A 17,845-nucleotide genomic window follows, 5' to 3' on the forward strand; every position below is an offset into this window, starting at 1 on the left:
CGCAGTCGCTTTTTCGATCCTGGATGTCGTTGACCGCCGTTGTCGGCCTGGCATTCGCAATGCTCATGGCGCCGATGGGCGTCCACGCTGACGCGCAGGAAGCCCCAGCCTCACCGGCCTCCGGTGTCTTCGAGATCGGCGATCGCCGGTTCCCGGCTGACCAGCCCGGGACCGTCGACCTGTCTCTCCGTCTGGAGGATGCCGACGAGGTCGACCCGGACGCTCCCATCAGGGCGGTCGTCACGCTGACCGATCAGACCGGGGCACCGCTGGGCGGGGTGGATGCCACGATCGGCCTGTCGGATGGCCCGGAGATCCCGACCGCACTCGACGCGGGCGGCGCCGTGGTCCTGCCGCCGGTCGACGAGCCCGCCTTGACCGTGCGCGATCAGCCGTCCCTGACCGAGGACGGTGTGGCACTGAGCGTCACCCTGAGCCTTCCCGCCGGCGAGTACGGCCTGTCAGCCCAGGCAATCGCCGAGGTCCCGGGTGTCACCCGCCTGGCTGGTGCCAATCGGTTCGAGACCGGCGCAGCCGTGGCGGGGCTGGCTCCGGCGCCGGCAGATCAGGTCTTCGTCGCACGCGCTGACCAGTTCCCGGACGCCCTGACCGGGGGGCCGGCCGCTGCCGTCGCTGACGCCGCCGTCATCCTGGTCAACTCCGACAGCATCCCGGCCGTCAGTGCCATCCAGCTGACCCGCCTGGCCCCACGACAGGTTGTGGTGCTCGGTGGGGAGAACGCCATCTCCTCGGGAGTGGAGGCCGAGCTCGCCGCGTTTGCCTCCGACGCAGTTGAACCGGTGGTCCGGCTCGCCGGCGCGTCCCGCTTCGAGACCGCGGCGACCATCGCGCTGTCGTCCTTCGACACGCCCACCGACACGGTGTACCTGGCCACCGGTGGCAACTTCCCGGACGCGCTGGCTGGAGCCGCTCTCGCGGGGACGACCGGCAGCCCCATCCTGCTGACCGAGACCGCGAGCCTGCCCGGCGCGACAGCAGATGCGCTGGTCGCGTTGGCTCCCTCCACCGTGGTGATCCTGGGCGGGGAGGCCGTCGTCAGCGCCGACGTGCAGGCCGAGGCGGGCCAGATCACCGGTGCCGACGTCAGTCGGATTGCCGGTCCTGAGCGCATCGCCACCGCCGTCGCTGTCGCCCAGCAGTTCGAGCTGCCGGTCGAGGAGATCTTCCTCGCCACCGGCGACAACTTCCCCGACGCCCTGACGGCTGCGGCGATCGCTGGAGCTCGCGGCGCGCCGTTGCTGTTGGTCCCGTCCACCGGCCCGCTCCCCGAGGTCGTGCGGACCGAGGTCGACCGGTTGGCTCCGAATCGGGGCTGGGTCGTCGGTGGCACCGCCGTCGTCAGCGCCGAAGCCGAAGGTGACCTGCGGACCCTGATCCCGCTGCTGGCCGCCAACCCGCTCGGCGAGCCCTTCGCGGCGACGCTCGAGTGGACCACCGATCTGGTCGGCGGTGAGCAGACCGAGCAGCCGACCCCGGAGCCCACGGACGAGCCGACCGAGCAGCCCACGGACGAGCCGACCGAGGAGCCCACGGAGGAGCCGACCGACGAGCCGACGGAGGAGCCAAATGAGGCGCCGGTCCTGACGCCGGTGGGTGCGCAGACCGTCGATGAGGACGCCGCGGTGTCCATCACGCCGGTCGTGTCGGACCCCGAAGGCGACACGCTGACCTTCGAGGTGACCGGTCTGCCTGCGGGCCTGTCCCTCGATGAGGCCACCGGCGCGATCACCGGTTCGGTCGGCACGCCTGGGGAGTACCCCATCACGATCACCGTTTCCGATGGTGAGCTGACCGATCAGGACACCTTCACCCTGACCGTGAACGAGGCGGTCAACGACGCACCCGTCGTGGACACCCCGTCGGACACCGAACTGGTCGAGGACCAGCCGATGGCGCCCATCCAGATCGTGGTCACCGATGAGGACGACGACACCTTCACCTTCGAGGCCACCGGTCTGCCCGCGGGTGTGACGATCGACGCCGACTCGGGCGAGATCTCCGGCACCCCCACGACCGATGGGGTCAACGAGGTCACCATCACCGTCAGCGACGGCAGTGGTGGCTCGGCGACCGTCCAGTTCACACTGACGGTCACAGGCTCCAACGACGCCCCAGTCATCGAGCCGATCGATGACGTCGAGGTCGATGAGGGCGAGGCTGTCGAGATTCCGTTCTCCGTCTCGGACGAGGATGGTGGGGCGCTGACCGTCTCCGCCGAGGGCCTGCCTGCAGGTCTGACCATCGACGTCGAGTCCGGCACGATCAGCGGTGTGGTCGACGTACCGACCACCGCCGCGGTGACCGTCACCGTGACCGACACGGTCGGCGCGAGCGACTCCACCACCTTCACCCTGACCGTCGTCGAGGCCGTCAATGACGCCCCGACCGCAGACGACGCGACCTTCACGGTGGCCGAGGACACCCCGACCGGCACGGTCGTGGGGACGGTCATCGCCGACGATGAGGACGGCGACACCCTGACCTTCTCGATCGCCGGTGGGAACACCGGCGAGGCCTTCGCGATCGACGGCGCGACCGGTGAGATCACGACCGCGACGGCACTGGACTTCGAGACCACCCCGCAGTACGTGCTGACCGTCGAGGTCTCTGATGGTGACCTGACCGGCACGGCCGCGATCACGATCGATGTCACTGACGTCGACGAGGTCGAGCCCTGCTCGCCCCTCTCGACCCTGCCGTGTGCAGAGCTACCTGTGACCCTGCCCTACGACCTGGACTTCGACGGGACCGAGGGTGGCCTGGCAGACACCGGCTTCACGCTGGTGGATCCGCCGTCCAACCGCGGCGACACCGCCGACACTGCTGACGGCCCGTTGGCCACGCCGACCTTCCCCGACGTCCCGGGCTACGAGCCCGGACTGCTCACGGTCGACGGCTCACTGACGATCGAGGCGACGCAAGGCATCAACTTCGCCCAGCTAGCCGCCGACGCCGATCCCGGTGAGGCCACCAGCACCAACGTCAACAGTCAGCTCAACGCGCTCGGCGTCGCCGTCCCCGTCGCCGGTGAGACCGTCGAGCTCGAGACCACGCTGGTGGCACCCGAGTTCGCTGGGAACAACAACTCCCAGCAGGCCGGCCTCCTCTGGTTCGCTGACGAGGACACCTTCGTCAAGCTGGTCGTCGCCCGGACTGGCCCGACCACCAACCGGATCCAGTTGGCGGTGGAGTCACTGGACGCCCCGACCGCCGATGACAGCGACGGGATCGCCGAGATCAACTCCGGCAACGTCCCTGACGGCCAAGACGTCGCCCTCCGCATGGTCGTCGACACCGACACCGGCATCGTCACCGCCTTCTACAGCGTCGACGGCGGCGCCGAGCAGGCCTTGACCGACGCCACCTTCACCCAACTGCTCCTCCCGGCCGCACTGACTGACGGCGCGGTGATCGACACGGGTCTGGACCCGACGGTCAGCGCCGGACTCTTCGCCACCAAGCGGCGGGCCACCCCTGCCACCGACGTCACCGCCACGTTCGCGGACTGGAGCGTCCAGGTCGCGGAGGCTCCGGCCGAGCCGTGCTCACCCCTCTCCACCCTCCCCTGTGCCGACGTGCCGGTCGAGCTGCCCTACGAGCTCGACTTCGACGGCAGCGAGGGTGGCCTGGCCGACACCGGCTTCACCCTGGTCGACCCCCCGTCCAACCGCGACGAGCCGAACATCAGCCAGGATCCGGCCCCGGCCGACCCGACGTTCCCCGACGTCCCCGGCTACGAGCCCGGTCTGCTGACCGTCGACGGCGGCAGCCTGACCATTGATGCCACCAAGGGCATCCAGTACGCCACACCCGACCCCGAGCCAGGCCAGCAGACCTCGGGCACTCCGGGCCTCAACGCGCTGATCAACGGCCTCGGCGTCGCCGTCCCCGGCGGCCTGCCGGCCTACGAGCTCACCACCACCGTGGTGGCTCCGAACTTCAACACCAGCAGCGGTGGATCTCAGCAGGGCGGCCTGTCCTGGTTCGTCGACGAGGACACCTACATCAAGCTGGTCGTCGTCCGGGTGAACAACAGCGACAACCGGGTCCAGTTGGCCGTCGAGTCCCTCGATGATCCGACCGCCGATGCTGCAGACGGCTTCTTCGAACTCAACGGGTCGACCTTCGCCAACGGCCAGGACGTTGCGCTCCGGATGGAGATCGACGCCGCCAGCGGCACCGTGACCGGGTTCTACACGGTCGACGGCGGCACCGAGCAGCAGGTGGAGGATGGCGGCGACGACAGCCTCATCGTCCCCGCGGCGCTGCTCGCGGGCACGGCCATCGACGACGACTTCGACCCGACCGTGAACGCCGGGCTCTTCGCCACCAAGCGCAGCGCCCCGGCCGCCGACGCGATGTCGGCCACGTTCGCCGAGTTCTCCGTCACCACGCCCGACGCGGCCAACACGCCGCCGACGATCACGCCCATCGGTGACGTCGAGGCGGTCGAGGGGACGGCCATCGACCCGATCGCGGTCTCCGTGGCCGACGACGACGGCGACGAGATCACCGTGACCGTCGAGGGCCTGCCAACTGGCGTGGCCTACGACGACACCGACGGGACCATCGTCGGGACCCCGGTGGCCGACAGCGCCGGCGCCTACACCGTCACCGTGACGGCCGACGACGGCACCGATACGACGACGGCCACCTTCACCCTCACGGTCATCGAGGAGGCGGACCTCTTCGCGACCAACGTCAACTTCTCCGACGCGGGCACCGTCCCGCCTGCGGACTACCTCCGTGACTTCGGTGAGGCCTATGGTCCCCGTACCGGCCCTGAGCAGGGGAGCGACCTGACCTACGGCTGGATCGCCGTCGATGACGGCAGCCCCCTCTCGCTGGTCGGACAGGGCCGCAACCGCAGCGCCACGGGTCAGACCAACCTGCTGCTCGCCACCACCATCAACATGGAGCACCCCTCCACGCCGCCGACCGGCTTCTGGGAGATCGCGGTGCCGGACGGGACCTATCAGGTCACCGTGGCAGCTGGCGATGCCAGCGGCGGCACCGACCCGGAGATCCACCGCGTCAACGCCGAGGGCGTCACCATCATCGACGACTTCACGCCGACGGGCCCGAACGGCAGCGACACCCGTCACACGACAGCCAGCGGCACGACCGTCGTGACCGACGGCGCCCTGACGCTGGACTACCTCGGTGGCAACGGCGTCAACACCAAGCTCAACTACGTCGAGATCGTCCAGACCTCGACCGACACCGGGGCTGGCAACACCGCCCCCGAGCTGCTGCTGACGGGCGACCGCACCCTGTTCGTCGGCCAGGACACCATCATCCCCGTCGAGACGTTCGACGAGGATGGCGACACCGTCACCGTCGACGTCACCGGCCTGCCCGACGGGCTGGCCTTCGACGGCTCTGACATCACCGGAACCGTGGAGGCCACCGCCCTGGCAGCAAGCCCGTTCACCGTCGAGGTGACGGGCGACGATGGCGAGGCCACCGATACCGAGACCTTCGAGATCGCGGTCATCGACGAGGTCGCCATCGACGTCAACTTCCAGGACGAGGACTTCGGCACGCCCCCGGCCGGCTACCTGGCCGACATCGGTGAGGCCTTCGGACCACGGACGGGGCCGAACCAGGGCAGCGGACTCAGCTACGGCTGGGTCGCCGAGGGCACGACCACGCCCCTGAGTCTGGTCGGCAACGCCCGTGAGCGCGGCCGCGCCGCCATCGATGACCTCAATGACACCTTTATCCACATGCAGTACGGGGACATCGGCACCGTCTACGGCGGCAACCCGAACTGCACCAGCAACGTGTGTGAACCGGGCGCCTGGGAACTCGAGGTGCCGAACGGCCTGTACGAGGTGACCCTCGGGGTCGGCGACCAGCCCGGCAACGGCGGGGTCTACGACTCGCTGCACGCGATCAACATCGAGACGGGCCTGGCGATCCTGGCGTTCCAGGCCGACGCCGGCCAGGAGTACCTGCAGGTCACGGCACAGGCCGGTGTTGAGGACGGTCGCCTGACCATCAACGCGATCGGCGGCGCCAACACCAAGCTGAACTACGTGCAGGTGCGCAGCCTGGGCACCCAGCCCTTCGCCACGCAGATGATCCCGCCCAACCGCGCCACGGACGTGGCGATCGACAGTGCCGTCTCGGCATCGGTCAGCGTGCCCGGCACGGGCCTCGGTGTCGACCCCGATCGCGACACCTCCCTGACCGACGACGCGGTCAAGCTGTTCGAGGTGACGGCCACGGGCGAGGAGGAGGTCACGGGCAACCGCGGCTCCACCGGCGGCAACGACACGATCGCGTTCAGCGCCCAGCCGGCGCTCGAGTACGACACGACCTACCGGTACGTCATCGACGGCGTCCTGGACGAGGCCGGCAACACCTTCGGCACCTTCCAGTCCACCTTCACCACGGAGACCGAGCCCGACGACCCCGATCCCGGCGTCTGCGCGGACAACCCGACGCTACCCGAGTGCCAGTTCGACGAGATCGACGGCGTCGACTTCGAGCGCGTACTGCTGCCCACCGCCTCTGGCGACAACGGCAAGTTCATCGCCTCGATGCAGGTCCACCAGGGGCACCTCTGGTACACGACCATCGGTCAGGGCATGTACCGCCACGAGATCCTCCCCGACGGCACCCTCGGCGCACAGCAGGACCTCGGCGTGCTGGTCGGCCGGGCGGCAATCGGTCTGGTCTTCGACCAGGGCGACCCGGACATGGCGTGGGTCACCCACGCGACGCCCAACCTGGGCAACGAGTCGGCCCGGATCGGGTCGAAGGTCTCGCGGATCGACTTCTCCGACCCCGCCAGCCCGATCGTCCAGGACATCTTCGTCAACCTGCCGCGCTCGCAGAAGGACCACCTGTCCAACTCGATGATCTACGGACCATCGGGTGACGGCGGGGGCGACTGGCTGTACTTCCTGCAGGGCTCCAACCAGGCCGCCGGTGACACCGACGGCGCCTGGGGCAACCGCGGCGAGACGCAACTGACCGCAGCACTGCTGCGCTTCGACCCACAGGACGTGCTGGCCGAGGTGGCCGCCAACGGTCCGATCGACGTCGCGACCGTCGAGGTCGGCGGCAGCTACGACCCGTTCGCGCCCGGCGCCCCGCTGGAGGTCTATGCGACGGGCATCCGCAACGCCTTCGACCTCGTGTGGCACTCCAACGGCCAGATCTATGTGCCGACCAACGGGACCGCTGCCGGCGGCTCGAGCCCCGGCGTCTTGGAGGTCGATGGCAGCCTGATCATGCAGTCGGATGACCCCCGCGACGCCCAGACGGGCTTCGACCAGGGCACCGACGTGACCGATGTGTGCGCCACCCGGCGTGCCGACGGCGGCTACACCGGCGGCGACGTGACCGCCCACACGGGCTTGCCGACCCAACTCGACTACATCTTCACCGTCGAGGAGGGCGGCTACTACGGCCACCCCAACCCCACCCGCTGCGAGTGGGTGATGAACAACGGCTCCGACTCGCTGAACGGCACGGGCAACTTCTACCCCGCCGGCACCGACGCCGACCCCAACTACGACCTGGATGGGGCCTACAGCCTCGACTTCAACAAGAGCCCGAACGGCGTCATCGAGTACACCTCCGAGACCTTCGGTGGTGCGCTCCAGGGCCGCGTGATGATCGTGCGCTTCTCCAACAACGACGACATCCTGACCATGCAGGTCGCGCCAGATGGCACGATCCTGGGTGAGCAGGCCGGAACCACCATCGGTGGCTTCTCCGGCGGGTACGCCGACCCCTTGGAGGTCATCGAGGACACCACGGTCAATCCCGGCAACCTCTACCTCAACCAGTACAACCGGGCCGGCGAGCCACAGCAGCTCTACCTGCTGCGCGTGCCGGACGGCCAGCAGGCCAGCGGCATCGACGTCACCAACGATCAGGACGCCGTCACCACCGACGACCTGATCATGTCGGCCACGCTCAACGGCGAGCAGCCCACGGACAGCGAGACGATCACGGTCACCAACACCGGTGCCGAGGACGTCGCGGTGACGGGCCAGGTCAGCGGGGCCGACGCCGGCCAGTTCACGCTGGACACCGTCGGGACGGTTCCGGCCGGCAGCAGCGTCGAGGTGACGCTGACGTTCGACCCCTCGGGCACCCCCGGGGTCCGCACCGCGACACTCGAGTTCAGCACCGCCGAGGCCACCGAGACCCTCGACGTCCGCGCCCTGGCGCACCAAGGTCAGGAGGGCGGCGAGGAGCCGACGCTCCAGCAGGTCATAGACACCTTCGAGTGGGGCCTGGACTCCGGCTGGAGTGGCCTTGCCGGCGGGACCGATCCGGCTCCCGTGGGCGATGAGATCGCCATCGACTTGTTCGAGCGTGCCGACGACGGCCCGGTCACGATGACCCCGGTCGCCGGATTCGCCCCCTTCGAGGCCTTGCCGTTCGGCTGGTACGCCGACACCGACGGGCCGGCCAACCTCACCGAGCTGGCCGTGGTCGACAACGGCCAGCAGCAGACGCTGATCCCGACCTACACAGGGGCCACCCTCGAGTTCGACCCCGGCACCGAGGCGTTCGGGGTGTACTACGACTCGAACTTCTTCAACCGGGTCGGCTACACCGAGGACGCCCGCAACACCGACGGTGTCGCCCACCGGGCCCGGATCTACCCGCTCCCCGGCGACACGTTCCTGGTCGGCTTCGAAGACGCCTCCAACGGTGACTACCAGGACTACGTCTTCGTCCTAGAGAACGTCGTAGCGGCCGGTGACGGTGGAGGTGGCGAGCCGACCGGCGACCCGATCCAGGTCAACTTCCAGTCCGAGACCGCGACGGTGCCCGACGGCTACCTGCGGGACTTCGGCCAGCCCTACGGCGCTCGGACCGACGCCGACCAGGGCACGGGCCTGACCTACGGCTGGATCGATGACGAGACCTTCGATCCGCTCTCGCTGGTCGGCAACGGCCGTGACCGAGACAGCAACGACGATCAGCGCCTGGACACCCTGATGCACATGGACCTGCCACCAGAGGGCCAGGGCGGCGTCCTGGCCGACGGGTCATGGCAGATCGCCGTCGTCGACGGCAGTTACGAGGTCACCGTCTCCGTCGGCGATCCCAACCTGGGTGGTGCGGACGAGACCCACACGATCAACGTCGAGGGCATCACCGCAGTCGACGCCTTCGGAAAGTCGACGGCCCCGAACGGCTCCGACGCACGGCACACGACCAGCACGGTCCAGGTGGAGGTGACCGACGGCGCCCTGACGGTCGACCAGATCGGCGGGACGAACACCAAGATCAACTACATCGAGATCACCCCGCTCGACGGCGGGATCGGTGAGACGATCGGGCAGGTCAACTTCCAGCCAGCCGGCTCGCCCACCCCACCTGACTGGGTCGCCGACATCGGCGAGCTCTTCGACGCCGGCCGAGGCTACGGCTGGGTCGACACCGAGGGCGGCGCGGACAAGACCGACGACACCCGTGACCGTGCCCAGGACACCGACCCGCTGGACGGCACCCTGATCATCGTCGACGACGACACCGTCGACAGCGTGGTGAACGGCACCTGGGAGTACACCCTCCCGAACGGCGACTACGTGATCGAGGCCTCAGCCGGCGACCCCGGCTTCGCCGACTCCACGCACGCCTTCACCGCGGAGGGACAGACGCTGATCCCGGCCACGACGCCGGGCAGTCCGTCGGAGTACACCACCGGGAGTGCCACCGTGTCGGTGGCCGATGGCGCCCTGACCGTGGTCTCGACCGGCCTCAACGCCAAGCTCCAGTGGCTGCGCATCTCCTCCACCGGCGGGCAGGACGTCGTCCCGCCACAGGTCGGCATCGACCTGTCCGGTGACGGCGACGGCACCACGTTCACCGGTCCGGTGACGGTCACGGTGAGCGCCACGGATCGAACCCTCGAGTTCGTCGACATCGTCGTCGACGGCACCCCCCGAACAGTCGACCTGACCAACTACGACGAGCCGTTCGAGGTGACGGGCACCGGCGAGCACACCGTCGAGGTGACCGCCACCGACGGCGCCGGGAACGAGACGGTCGAGACCGCCACCTTCACCATCGTCGAGTTGGGCGACGGGGCGCTGACCATCACCAATCCCGAGGCGGCGCCCTTCGACGACCGGCTGGTCATGAGCCGGATCGAGTCGCCGGTGAGCGACCCGGCCACGAATGAGACCGCGCAGGTGATCCTCGGCAACGACGGCAGCGAGACCATCACCGTGTCGGCGCTCGCCATCGACGGAGACGACTTCGAGGTCAGCGACGGTCCGACGCTGCCGGCCACCATCCCGGTCGGCGACGAGGTCACCGTCGAGGTGACGTTCGTCGGCACCGGGACCGGCAACAACACCAACTTCGACAGCGTCCTCCTCGTCTCCCACGACGGTGCCGACGGCCCGACGGCGACGATCGAGCTGGGCGCCATCTGGCAGGAACAGTCCGAGGGCGGCAACGAGCCCAACGTCGAGGAGATCGCGCAGGCCTTCGGGTTCGGCACCACCATCCGCAACCCGGGCGAGGCCATCAACAACCAGGGTCGGTTGGAGACCATCGGCGACGAGATCCTGACCCGCAGCTGGGAACTGGCTGACCCCAGCCAGCCTGCGACCGTCCGGCAGTTGGCGGCCTACCACACCTGCTGCAACAACACGGCGTCCTTCGGCTGGCACCCGGTGGGCCAGAAGAACAACTGGACCCAGGTGCTGACCCACGACGGGCAGTGGGCCCAGAGCCTGCTGCCGCGGATCTCGGGCTCCGACACCCAACCCGCGTTCACCACGTTCGACCCGGCACCGGATGAGTTCACGCTCCGGATCGATCCTGAGTCGGGCGACTGGACCCTCAACAACACGGGACCGGACAGCTGCGGGCCCGGCAACGACGGCTGCCAGCTGGGCCACCACCTACGGGTGTGGCCCGTCGAGGACCGCGACGGCGTCCCGATCCCCGGCTCCTACCTAGTCGTGATGGATTACTCGGGCATCAACTACGACTTCAACGACAACGAGTACCTGGTCACCAACATCCGTCCGGCGACGCCGGAGGAGACGACCGCTCCGGCCGTGCCCGCCGGGCTGGCAGGGACCGCGGTCGACGGTGAGGTCGAGCTCACCTGGGACGGTGTGGCCGACGCCGACCTCACCGGCTACCAGGTGGAGCGCGCCACCAGCCCCACGGGCCCCTGGACCTCCCTCACCGGGATCGCCGTCAGCGGGACGACCTTCGTCGACGCCCCTCCGGCGTCGGGCACCTACTCCTACCGGGTCCTGGCAGAGGACGTCTCCGGCAACCTCTCTGGCCCCTCAGCCGTCGCGACGGTCGAGGTCACCGGGGTGGCGGCGCCAGCGATCCGGATCAACGCCGGGGGTGGTGCCGTGACATCAGGCGGGATCGCCTGGGAGGCCGACCGTGACTTCATCGGCGGCTCCACCTACAGCAACGGCAATCTGACGGCGAACGAGATCACCGGGGCCCAGAGCCCGGCGATCCACCTGACCGAGCGCAGCGGCGCCGGTGGGCACGCCTACGAGATCCCGCTGACCAACGGCACCTACGACGTGACCCTGCACATGGCGGAGATCTACTTCGGCGCCGAGGGCGCCGGGCCCGCCGGGGCCGGGAACCGGATCTTCGACGGCACCGTCGAGGGTCAGCTGGTGGTGGACGACCTCGACATCTTCGCCGAGGTCGGTGCCCAAACGGCGCTGACCCGGTCCGCGACGGTGACGGTCACTGACGGCTCGCTCTCGATCGATATGCAGGCCTCGGTGAACCAGGCCAAGCTGTCGGGCATCGAGATCGTCCCCGCCGGCTGAGGACTGTCTCGCCAGTCCGGCACAGGTGCACGATCGGGGCCCAACCCACACATGGGCCCCGATCTGCACGATCGTGTCGAACTGCGATGATGCAGGACCATGCGCTTCCTCCGAGTCTCTCGCCCTGACGGTCCCGCCTACGCCGCCCTCCATGCCGATGGCGACCACGCCATCCTGGTCGAGGGCAACCCGTTCAGCGAGTACGCCCTCACCACGCAGGCTGCACCGCTCGAGGCGCTGACCGTCCTCCCGCCGGTCCTGCCGAGCAAGATCCTCTGCGTGGGCAAGAACTATGCCGCCCACGCGGCTGAGATGGATGGCGAGGTGCCGGCCGAGCCGCTCATCTTCTCCAAGCCCTCGACCAGCGTCATCGGCATCGGGGAAGCCATCCAGCTGCCCTCCCTCAGCCAGGAGGTCCATCACGAGGCCGAGCTCGCCGTCGTCATCGGCAGGATCTGCAAGGACGTCCCCGCCGGGCAGGCGGCTGACGTGATCATGGGGTACACCTGCGCCAACGACGTCACCGCCCGCGACCTTCAGCGGCGAGACCAGCAGTGGACCCGTTCCAAGGGGTTCGACACCTTCTGCCCGCTGGGCCCCTGGATCGACACGGACTTCGACCCCGCAGCCGGCGGCGACGTGATCTGCCGCGTGGACGGAGAGGAGCGGCAGCGGGGCTCTCTGGACGACCTGGTCTTCGACGTCGGCGAACTGGTCGCCTGGTGCTCCGCCTTCGCCACGCTGCTCCCCGGCGACGTCATCCTGACCGGCACACCCGCCGGTGTCGGGCCCATCGCGGCCGGCCAGACCGTCGATGTCGAGGTCGAGGGGCTGGGGACGCTGCGGAACCCGGTCGAGGACGCCGGGCCCTAGGACGACTCGCAGCAGGGCCTGGCCCTGAGGCGGCCCCGCGAGCACTCGATCGCAGGGCGCGCCGGATCAGGACTGGCTGCGGTTCGCGGCGATGACCTGGGCGTACCACCGGGCGCTGGCCTTCGGGGTGCGCTCGAGCGTGTCGAAGTCGACCCGGACGATGCCGAACCGCTTGCTGAACCCCAGTGCCCACTCGAAGTTGTCGAGCAACGACCAGACGTGATAGCCGACCACGTCGATGCCATCGCGACTGGCGGCTGCGACCACCTGCAGGTGGTCGTGCAGGTAGGCGATCCGGTCCTGGTCGTCGATCGACCCGTCGTGTTGGACGACGTCGGGGAACGCCCCGCCGTTCTCACTGATCACGATCGGTAGGTCACGGTAGGCCGCGCCGACACGCCGCAGCACCCGGTCCAGACCCTGGGGCTCGATGCCCCACCCCATCTCAGTCCGTGGAGGCGGCGGCTCCACGCCGATGGTCTCGGTCGCTCCCGGGAAGCCCAGGAGCGAGGGTGCTCCGTCCTGGTGGGCGACGTGGGTGACGTTGTAGTAGTTCACCGCCAGCCAGTCGATCGGCTGGGCGATCGCCGCCAGCTCGTCGGTGTCGATCTGGTCAGCCACGCCGAAGGTGTGATGGTGCTCCCTGATCTGGTCGGGATAGCGGCCCTGCAGCACGCCGTCGAGGAACAGCTGGTTCTGGACCATGTCGGCCTTGGCAGCAGCCGCCGTGTCCGCCGCCGAGTCCGTCGCCCCGGTCGCGGGGATCAGGTTCAGCGCGATCGTGACCTCGTCATCCGGATTGGGCTCGGTCGACCGCAGCACCGCCGCGGCGCGGTGATGGGCCAGCAGCATGTTGTGGGCAGCCAGGTAGGCGGTCCCTGCGTCGGTGACGCCGGGTGCGTGGACACCGCTGTGGTGCCCGAGGAAGGCGGCGCAGTACGGCTCGTTCAGGGTCATCCACGTCGTGGCCAGGTCCGCCAACGTCTCCTTGGCGCGGGTGGCGTACTCGGCGAACCACTGCGACGACTCGGGGTTGGCCCACCCGCCCTGGTCCTGCAGGCGTTGCGGCAGGTCCCAGTGGAACAGGCAGACGACTGGGCGGATCCCGTGCTCGACCAGCTCCTCGCAGACCGAGCGGTAGAAGGTCGCACCCAGCGGGTTGACCGTCTTGTCGTCCTCGGGCAGCAGCCGTGACCACGACAGGCTGAAGCGGTAGGTGTCGACTCCGAGCTGTGCCATCAGGGCGATGTCGTCACGGAACCGGTGGTAGTGGTCGCAGCTGACGTCGGCGTTCTCGCCGCGATCGACCTTGCCGGGGGTGTGGCTGAAGGTGTCCCAGATGGATGGGGCGCGACCATCGACGGCGACGGCTCCTTCGATCTGGTGGGCCGAGGTTGCAACGCCCCAGCTGAAGCCCGCTGGCATGCGCAGCGAGGTCGGATCCGGTGTGGTCGTCACTTGCTCACTCCTGACAGGTCGATGCCCTTCAGGAAGACCCGTTGGGCGAAGAAGAAGATCACGAGGGGGATGGCCAGAGCCAGCAGTGCGCCGGCCTGGATGAGGTGCGGGGAGGTGTCGAAGAGCGTGTTGAACACCTGCAGACCGACGGCGATGGGTTGCAGGTCCCGTCGCGTCGAGAGGTAGACCAGCGGCTCGAAGAAGTCGTTCCAGGCGTAGAAGAAGTGGAAGATCCCGACCGCGACCAACGCCGGCCGGGCCTGGGGAAGCAGGACCGACCACAAGGTCCGCAGCGGGCCGGCACCGTCGATCGCGGCGGCCTCGTCCAGGTCCTTCGGCAGGGTCAGGAAGTACTGGCGCAGCAAGAAGACGTTGTAGGCGTTGCCGAAGAAGTGGGGGATGATCAGCGGCAGCCAGGTTCCGACCCAGCCGATCTTGAAGAACAGCGCGTAGGTCGGCACGAGGGTGACGAAACGTGGGAGGATGATCGTCGCGACGAGGACGATGAAGATCGTTCGCTTGAACGGCATCTGGAAGCGCGACAGGCCGTAGGCGACCAACGTCGAGGCGATCAGCGTCCCGATCATCCCGAGTCCGGCGATCGCCACGGTGTTGCGCAGCAGGACCAGGAAGTCCATCTGCTCCCATGCGGCCGAGAAGTTGTCGGTCTGCGGACTGAAGGTGTAGGCGGGCTCCAACTGCCGCCAGTTGCCTTCCCACTCGATCGGCGCAGCCTCGAGGTCATCGGGATCGACGTACATCGACGCCTGCCGGCCCGGCTGCAGCAGCGCCAGATTGGCGGTGCTGCCGTCGGGCAGGGAGACCTCGTAGAGGTCGAGCTCTTCACCGTCGTAGGCCACCTGACCGGGCGCCGCCGGATAGAGCGGTGCGCGGAAGTCCTGGATCATCGCCTCGGTCTTCAGCGCCGTCGCACCCATGTACGCCAGCGGAGAGAGGTACACGATGGCGATGCCCGTCGCGACCATCGTGACCAGCCCGGCTGCCAGGATCTTGCGGATCCCCCCGTCGGTGTCGCCGAATCGCCGGGTCGGCTCGCCGCTGGACTGCAGGCGCTCGACCGTTGATGTCAACGAGCTCATGACCGCTCCCCGAACTCGTAGTGCACCCAGTACTTGGCCGACCAGAAGAGCACCCCGGTGACGACGACGCCGGCGATGAACAGCATCCAGGCCAGCGTCGCGGCGTAGCCCATGTTCTGGAGCCGGAACAGGGTTCGGTAGAAGTACATCGAGTAGAAGAACGTCGAGCCGTTCGGATCACCCGAGCCGTTCTTCAGCACGAACGGCACGAGGAAGTACTGGAACAGCCCGATCAGCGCAACGACGATGTTGTAGAAGAGCACGGGGGAGATGAGCGGAATCGTCACGTGCCGGAACATCGCCAGCGAGCCGGCACCGTCCACAGCCGCTGCGTCGTAGAGATCCTCTGGCACCGAGTTCATGCCGGCGATGAAGATGATCATCGCGTTGCCGACGCCCCACAGCGCGATCAGCGTGAGGGTCGGGTAGATCCAGACCTCGGAGTTCAGCCAGTTCGGGCCGGGGATGCCGACGGCGCCGAGCGCCCGGTTGGCCCAGCCGGTCTGGGAGTTGAGCATTCCGTTGAACACGAGCACCGCGGCGACGAACGGGATGACCGACGGCAGATAGAACAGCGTCCGGAAGAACGAGCGGCCCCACAGGTTCTTCGAGGTCAACAGGTAGGCGAACCCCAGTGGCACCAGGATGGTGAAGGGGAGGGAGAGAACACCGAACTTCACGGTCACCCAGGCCGAATTGATGACCTCGGGGTCGCCGAACAGGCGGCGCCAGTTGTCCAGCCCGACGAAGGACGTGGGCTCGGCCGAGGTGAGGTTGAAGTCGGTGAAGGAGAACCACAGCGACGCGGCCATCGGCAGCGCGTAGAGCACGAAGAAGCCGATGACCCAGGGGGAGGCGAAGACAAGTCCGATGCGCCCCTGTCGGCGATGCAGGCGCGATGGGGGAGGGGGATCAGGCTCATCCTCCGGAAGGGCCGGCGGTGGGCCGACCCTCCCGGTGGGCGCAGACGCGACGGACATGGGCGGCGTCGGGGCCGTGTCTACTCCGCCGCGGCGAAGATGCCGTCCAGTTCGGCTTCCAGCTCGCCAGCCGCGGCCGCGATGTCGAGGTCGGGGTCGGAGAGTTGAGCACTCTCGAAGTCGGCCATGGCCAGCTTGTACTCGTCCCACGCCGGGGTCGCCTGCTCGTGACTCGGGACGTCGGAGAACTGCGCGGAGTCCCGGGCGACCTGCCAGTTGACGCCCTGGGGAAAGGTCTCATCGAGGTCGGCGTAGAAGGCCTCGGTCAACGCCGGGTCGGCCGGTGCGGCGCCGTAGGCGTTCAGCAACGGAAGGGCGGCGTCGTCCAGCAGGTAGGTGAGGACCTCGAAGGCCTCGTCCGGATGCTCGGTCGACTCGAAGATGCGGAACGTGTCACCGTGCATCTTCGCGGTGACCGTGCCCTGGTGGGAGGGGAAGACGGCGATGTCGAAGAACTCGAGGCCGTTGCCGTCCTCGTCGCGGACGCAACAGGTGTACCAGAGGTGGGAGTTGGCCATCGCCACGTTGCCGGAGCTGAACGGGTTGCCGCTCAGCAGGTCGGAGTCGAACTGCTCCTGGCTCGGCGCCGCCCCGACGTCCCACACCAGGTCGTGGTACCACTGCCACTCGTCCACCCACTGGTCGGGGATGTCGGCGCTACCGTCGTCGGCCACCGGGTAGCCGGCGCCGAACGCCGTGCCCTGGGCGTACATGAGGCTGACCCACTGGTGGACGAAACCCCACTGGACGGTCTGGGTCCGGTCGAAGGCATCGTCGGTGGCATCGACCCCGTTCGCGTCCACGGTCAGGAACGCCGCCAGCTCCGCGACCTTGTCCCAGTCCCAGGTGCCCTCGAACTCCGTTCCCTCGCCGTAGATCGCGGTCCCGTCCTCGCCGTACTCCTGCGGCGGGTAGGGCAGGCCGGCCTCATCGAACAGCTCGGTGTTGTAGTAGATGAAGGAAGGGAAGGACGCGAACGGCAGTCCGGGCAGGGTCCCGTCCTCCTCCCGGAAGTTCTCCACGGTCTCCTCGTCGAAGCGGGTCAGATCGACGCCCGTCTCCTCGACGAACGGCTCGAGGTCGAGGTACAGGCCGGCGTAGGAGTTCGAGCCGTCCCGTCCCACCGGGCCGACGATGTCGGGCGCGTTGCCGCCCGCGATCTGGGTCGAGAGGGTGTCGTAGGCGACGTCGTTCTCCACGATCTCGAGCACGACCTCGATCTCGGACTGGCTGTCGTTGAACTCGGCCACGACCTCCTCCTGCGCCGCGATCTGCTCCGGCTGCCCGCCGGACCCGAGGCCGACGAACCAGCGGATCTCGACCCGGTCGCCGGAGCTGCTGTCCTCGCCGCCCGTGGCGTCCTCCGTGGCTTCGTCGTCGTCGATCTCCTCCGACATGGCCTCGTCGTTGGCCTCGTCGGACTCGGTGTCCTCCTCGGCTGCTCCCGCCGCGGCGTCTGCGGCGTCGTCGCTGGTGGCGGCCTCCGAGCCGGTGTCACCCCCCTCCGCGGTGTCCCCGCCGCCGCACGCGGCTGCGATCAGGACCAGAATCAGTGCCACGGCCACATGGGCGCGGCGGTCTATTGTTGTCATTGCCTTCTCCTTCGGTG

Annotated in this window: 6 protein-coding genes; 2 read left to right on the forward strand and 4 right to left on the reverse strand. The window is 68.6% G+C overall.

The window, feature by feature from the left end; translation table 11 throughout:
• Nucleotides 1-29 precede the first annotated feature (29 nt).
• Both C1746_RS16065 and C1746_RS16070 read left to right on the forward strand, forming a co-directional pair.
• Nucleotides 30-11,825, forward strand: a complete 11,796-nt coding sequence (locus C1746_RS16065) for a putative Ig domain-containing protein (protein ID WP_162867847.1) — start codon at nt 30-32, stop codon at nt 11,823-11,825.
• 99 nt (nt 11,826-11,924) lie between these two features.
• Complete coding sequence (locus tag C1746_RS16070; RefSeq protein ID WP_116715791.1) at nt 11,925-12,698, forward strand: fumarylacetoacetate hydrolase family protein; 774 nt, start codon at nt 11,925-11,927, stop codon at nt 12,696-12,698.
• A gap of 66 nt (nt 12,699-12,764) precedes the next feature.
• Here C1746_RS16070 and C1746_RS16075 read toward each other — a convergent pair whose 3' ends face one another.
• Genes C1746_RS16075 through C1746_RS16090 form a run of 4 tightly spaced genes read right to left on the reverse strand, consistent with a single transcriptional unit; the run spans nt 12,765 to nt 17,828 of the window.
• Entirely contained in the window at nt 12,765-14,156 is a 1,392-nt protein-coding gene (locus tag C1746_RS16075) for a GH1 family beta-glucosidase (protein WP_205711935.1), read from the reverse strand.
• Nucleotides 14,153-15,256, reverse strand: coding sequence for a carbohydrate ABC transporter permease (locus C1746_RS16080; RefSeq protein ID WP_205711936.1), 1,104 nt, complete (start codon nt 15,254-15,256; stop codon nt 14,153-14,155). The genes C1746_RS16075 and C1746_RS16080 overlap by 4 nt, the downstream gene beginning before the upstream one ends.
• Nucleotides 15,253-16,236 (reverse strand): carbohydrate ABC transporter permease, encoded by a 984-nt coding sequence (locus C1746_RS16085; RefSeq protein ID WP_116715792.1) that lies wholly within the window; start codon nt 16,234-16,236, stop codon nt 15,253-15,255. Before C1746_RS16085 ends, C1746_RS16080 begins: the two co-directional genes overlap by 4 nt.
• A gap of 20 nt (nt 16,237-16,256) precedes the next feature.
• On the reverse strand, nt 16,257-17,828 hold the full coding sequence (locus C1746_RS16090) for an ABC transporter substrate-binding protein (RefSeq protein ID WP_162867848.1): 1,572 nt from the start codon (nt 17,826-17,828) through the stop codon (nt 16,257-16,259).
• Nucleotides 17,829-17,845 lie beyond the last annotated feature (17 nt).

The organism is Euzebya tangerina, assembly GCF_003074135.1.
Taxonomy (GTDB): Bacteria; Actinomycetota; Nitriliruptoria; order Euzebyales; family Euzebyaceae; genus Euzebya; species Euzebya tangerina.

Excerpts from the sequence above, each read along its gene's own strand:
- C1746_RS16090 (WP_162867848.1), bottom strand. The coding sequence starts at position 17,828 with ATGACAACAATAGACCGCCGCGCCCATGTGGCCGTGGCACTGATTCTG.
- C1746_RS16080 (WP_205711936.1), bottom strand. The coding sequence starts at position 15,256 with ATGAGCTCGTTGACATCAACGGTCGAGCGCCTGCAGTCCAGCGGCGAG.
- C1746_RS16085 (WP_116715792.1), bottom strand. The coding sequence starts at position 16,236 with ATGTCCGTCGCGTCTGCGCCCACCGGGAGGGTCGGCCCACCGCCGGCC.
- C1746_RS16070 (WP_116715791.1), top strand. The coding sequence starts at position 11,925 with ATGCGCTTCCTCCGAGTCTCTCGCCCTGACGGTCCCGCCTACGCCGCC.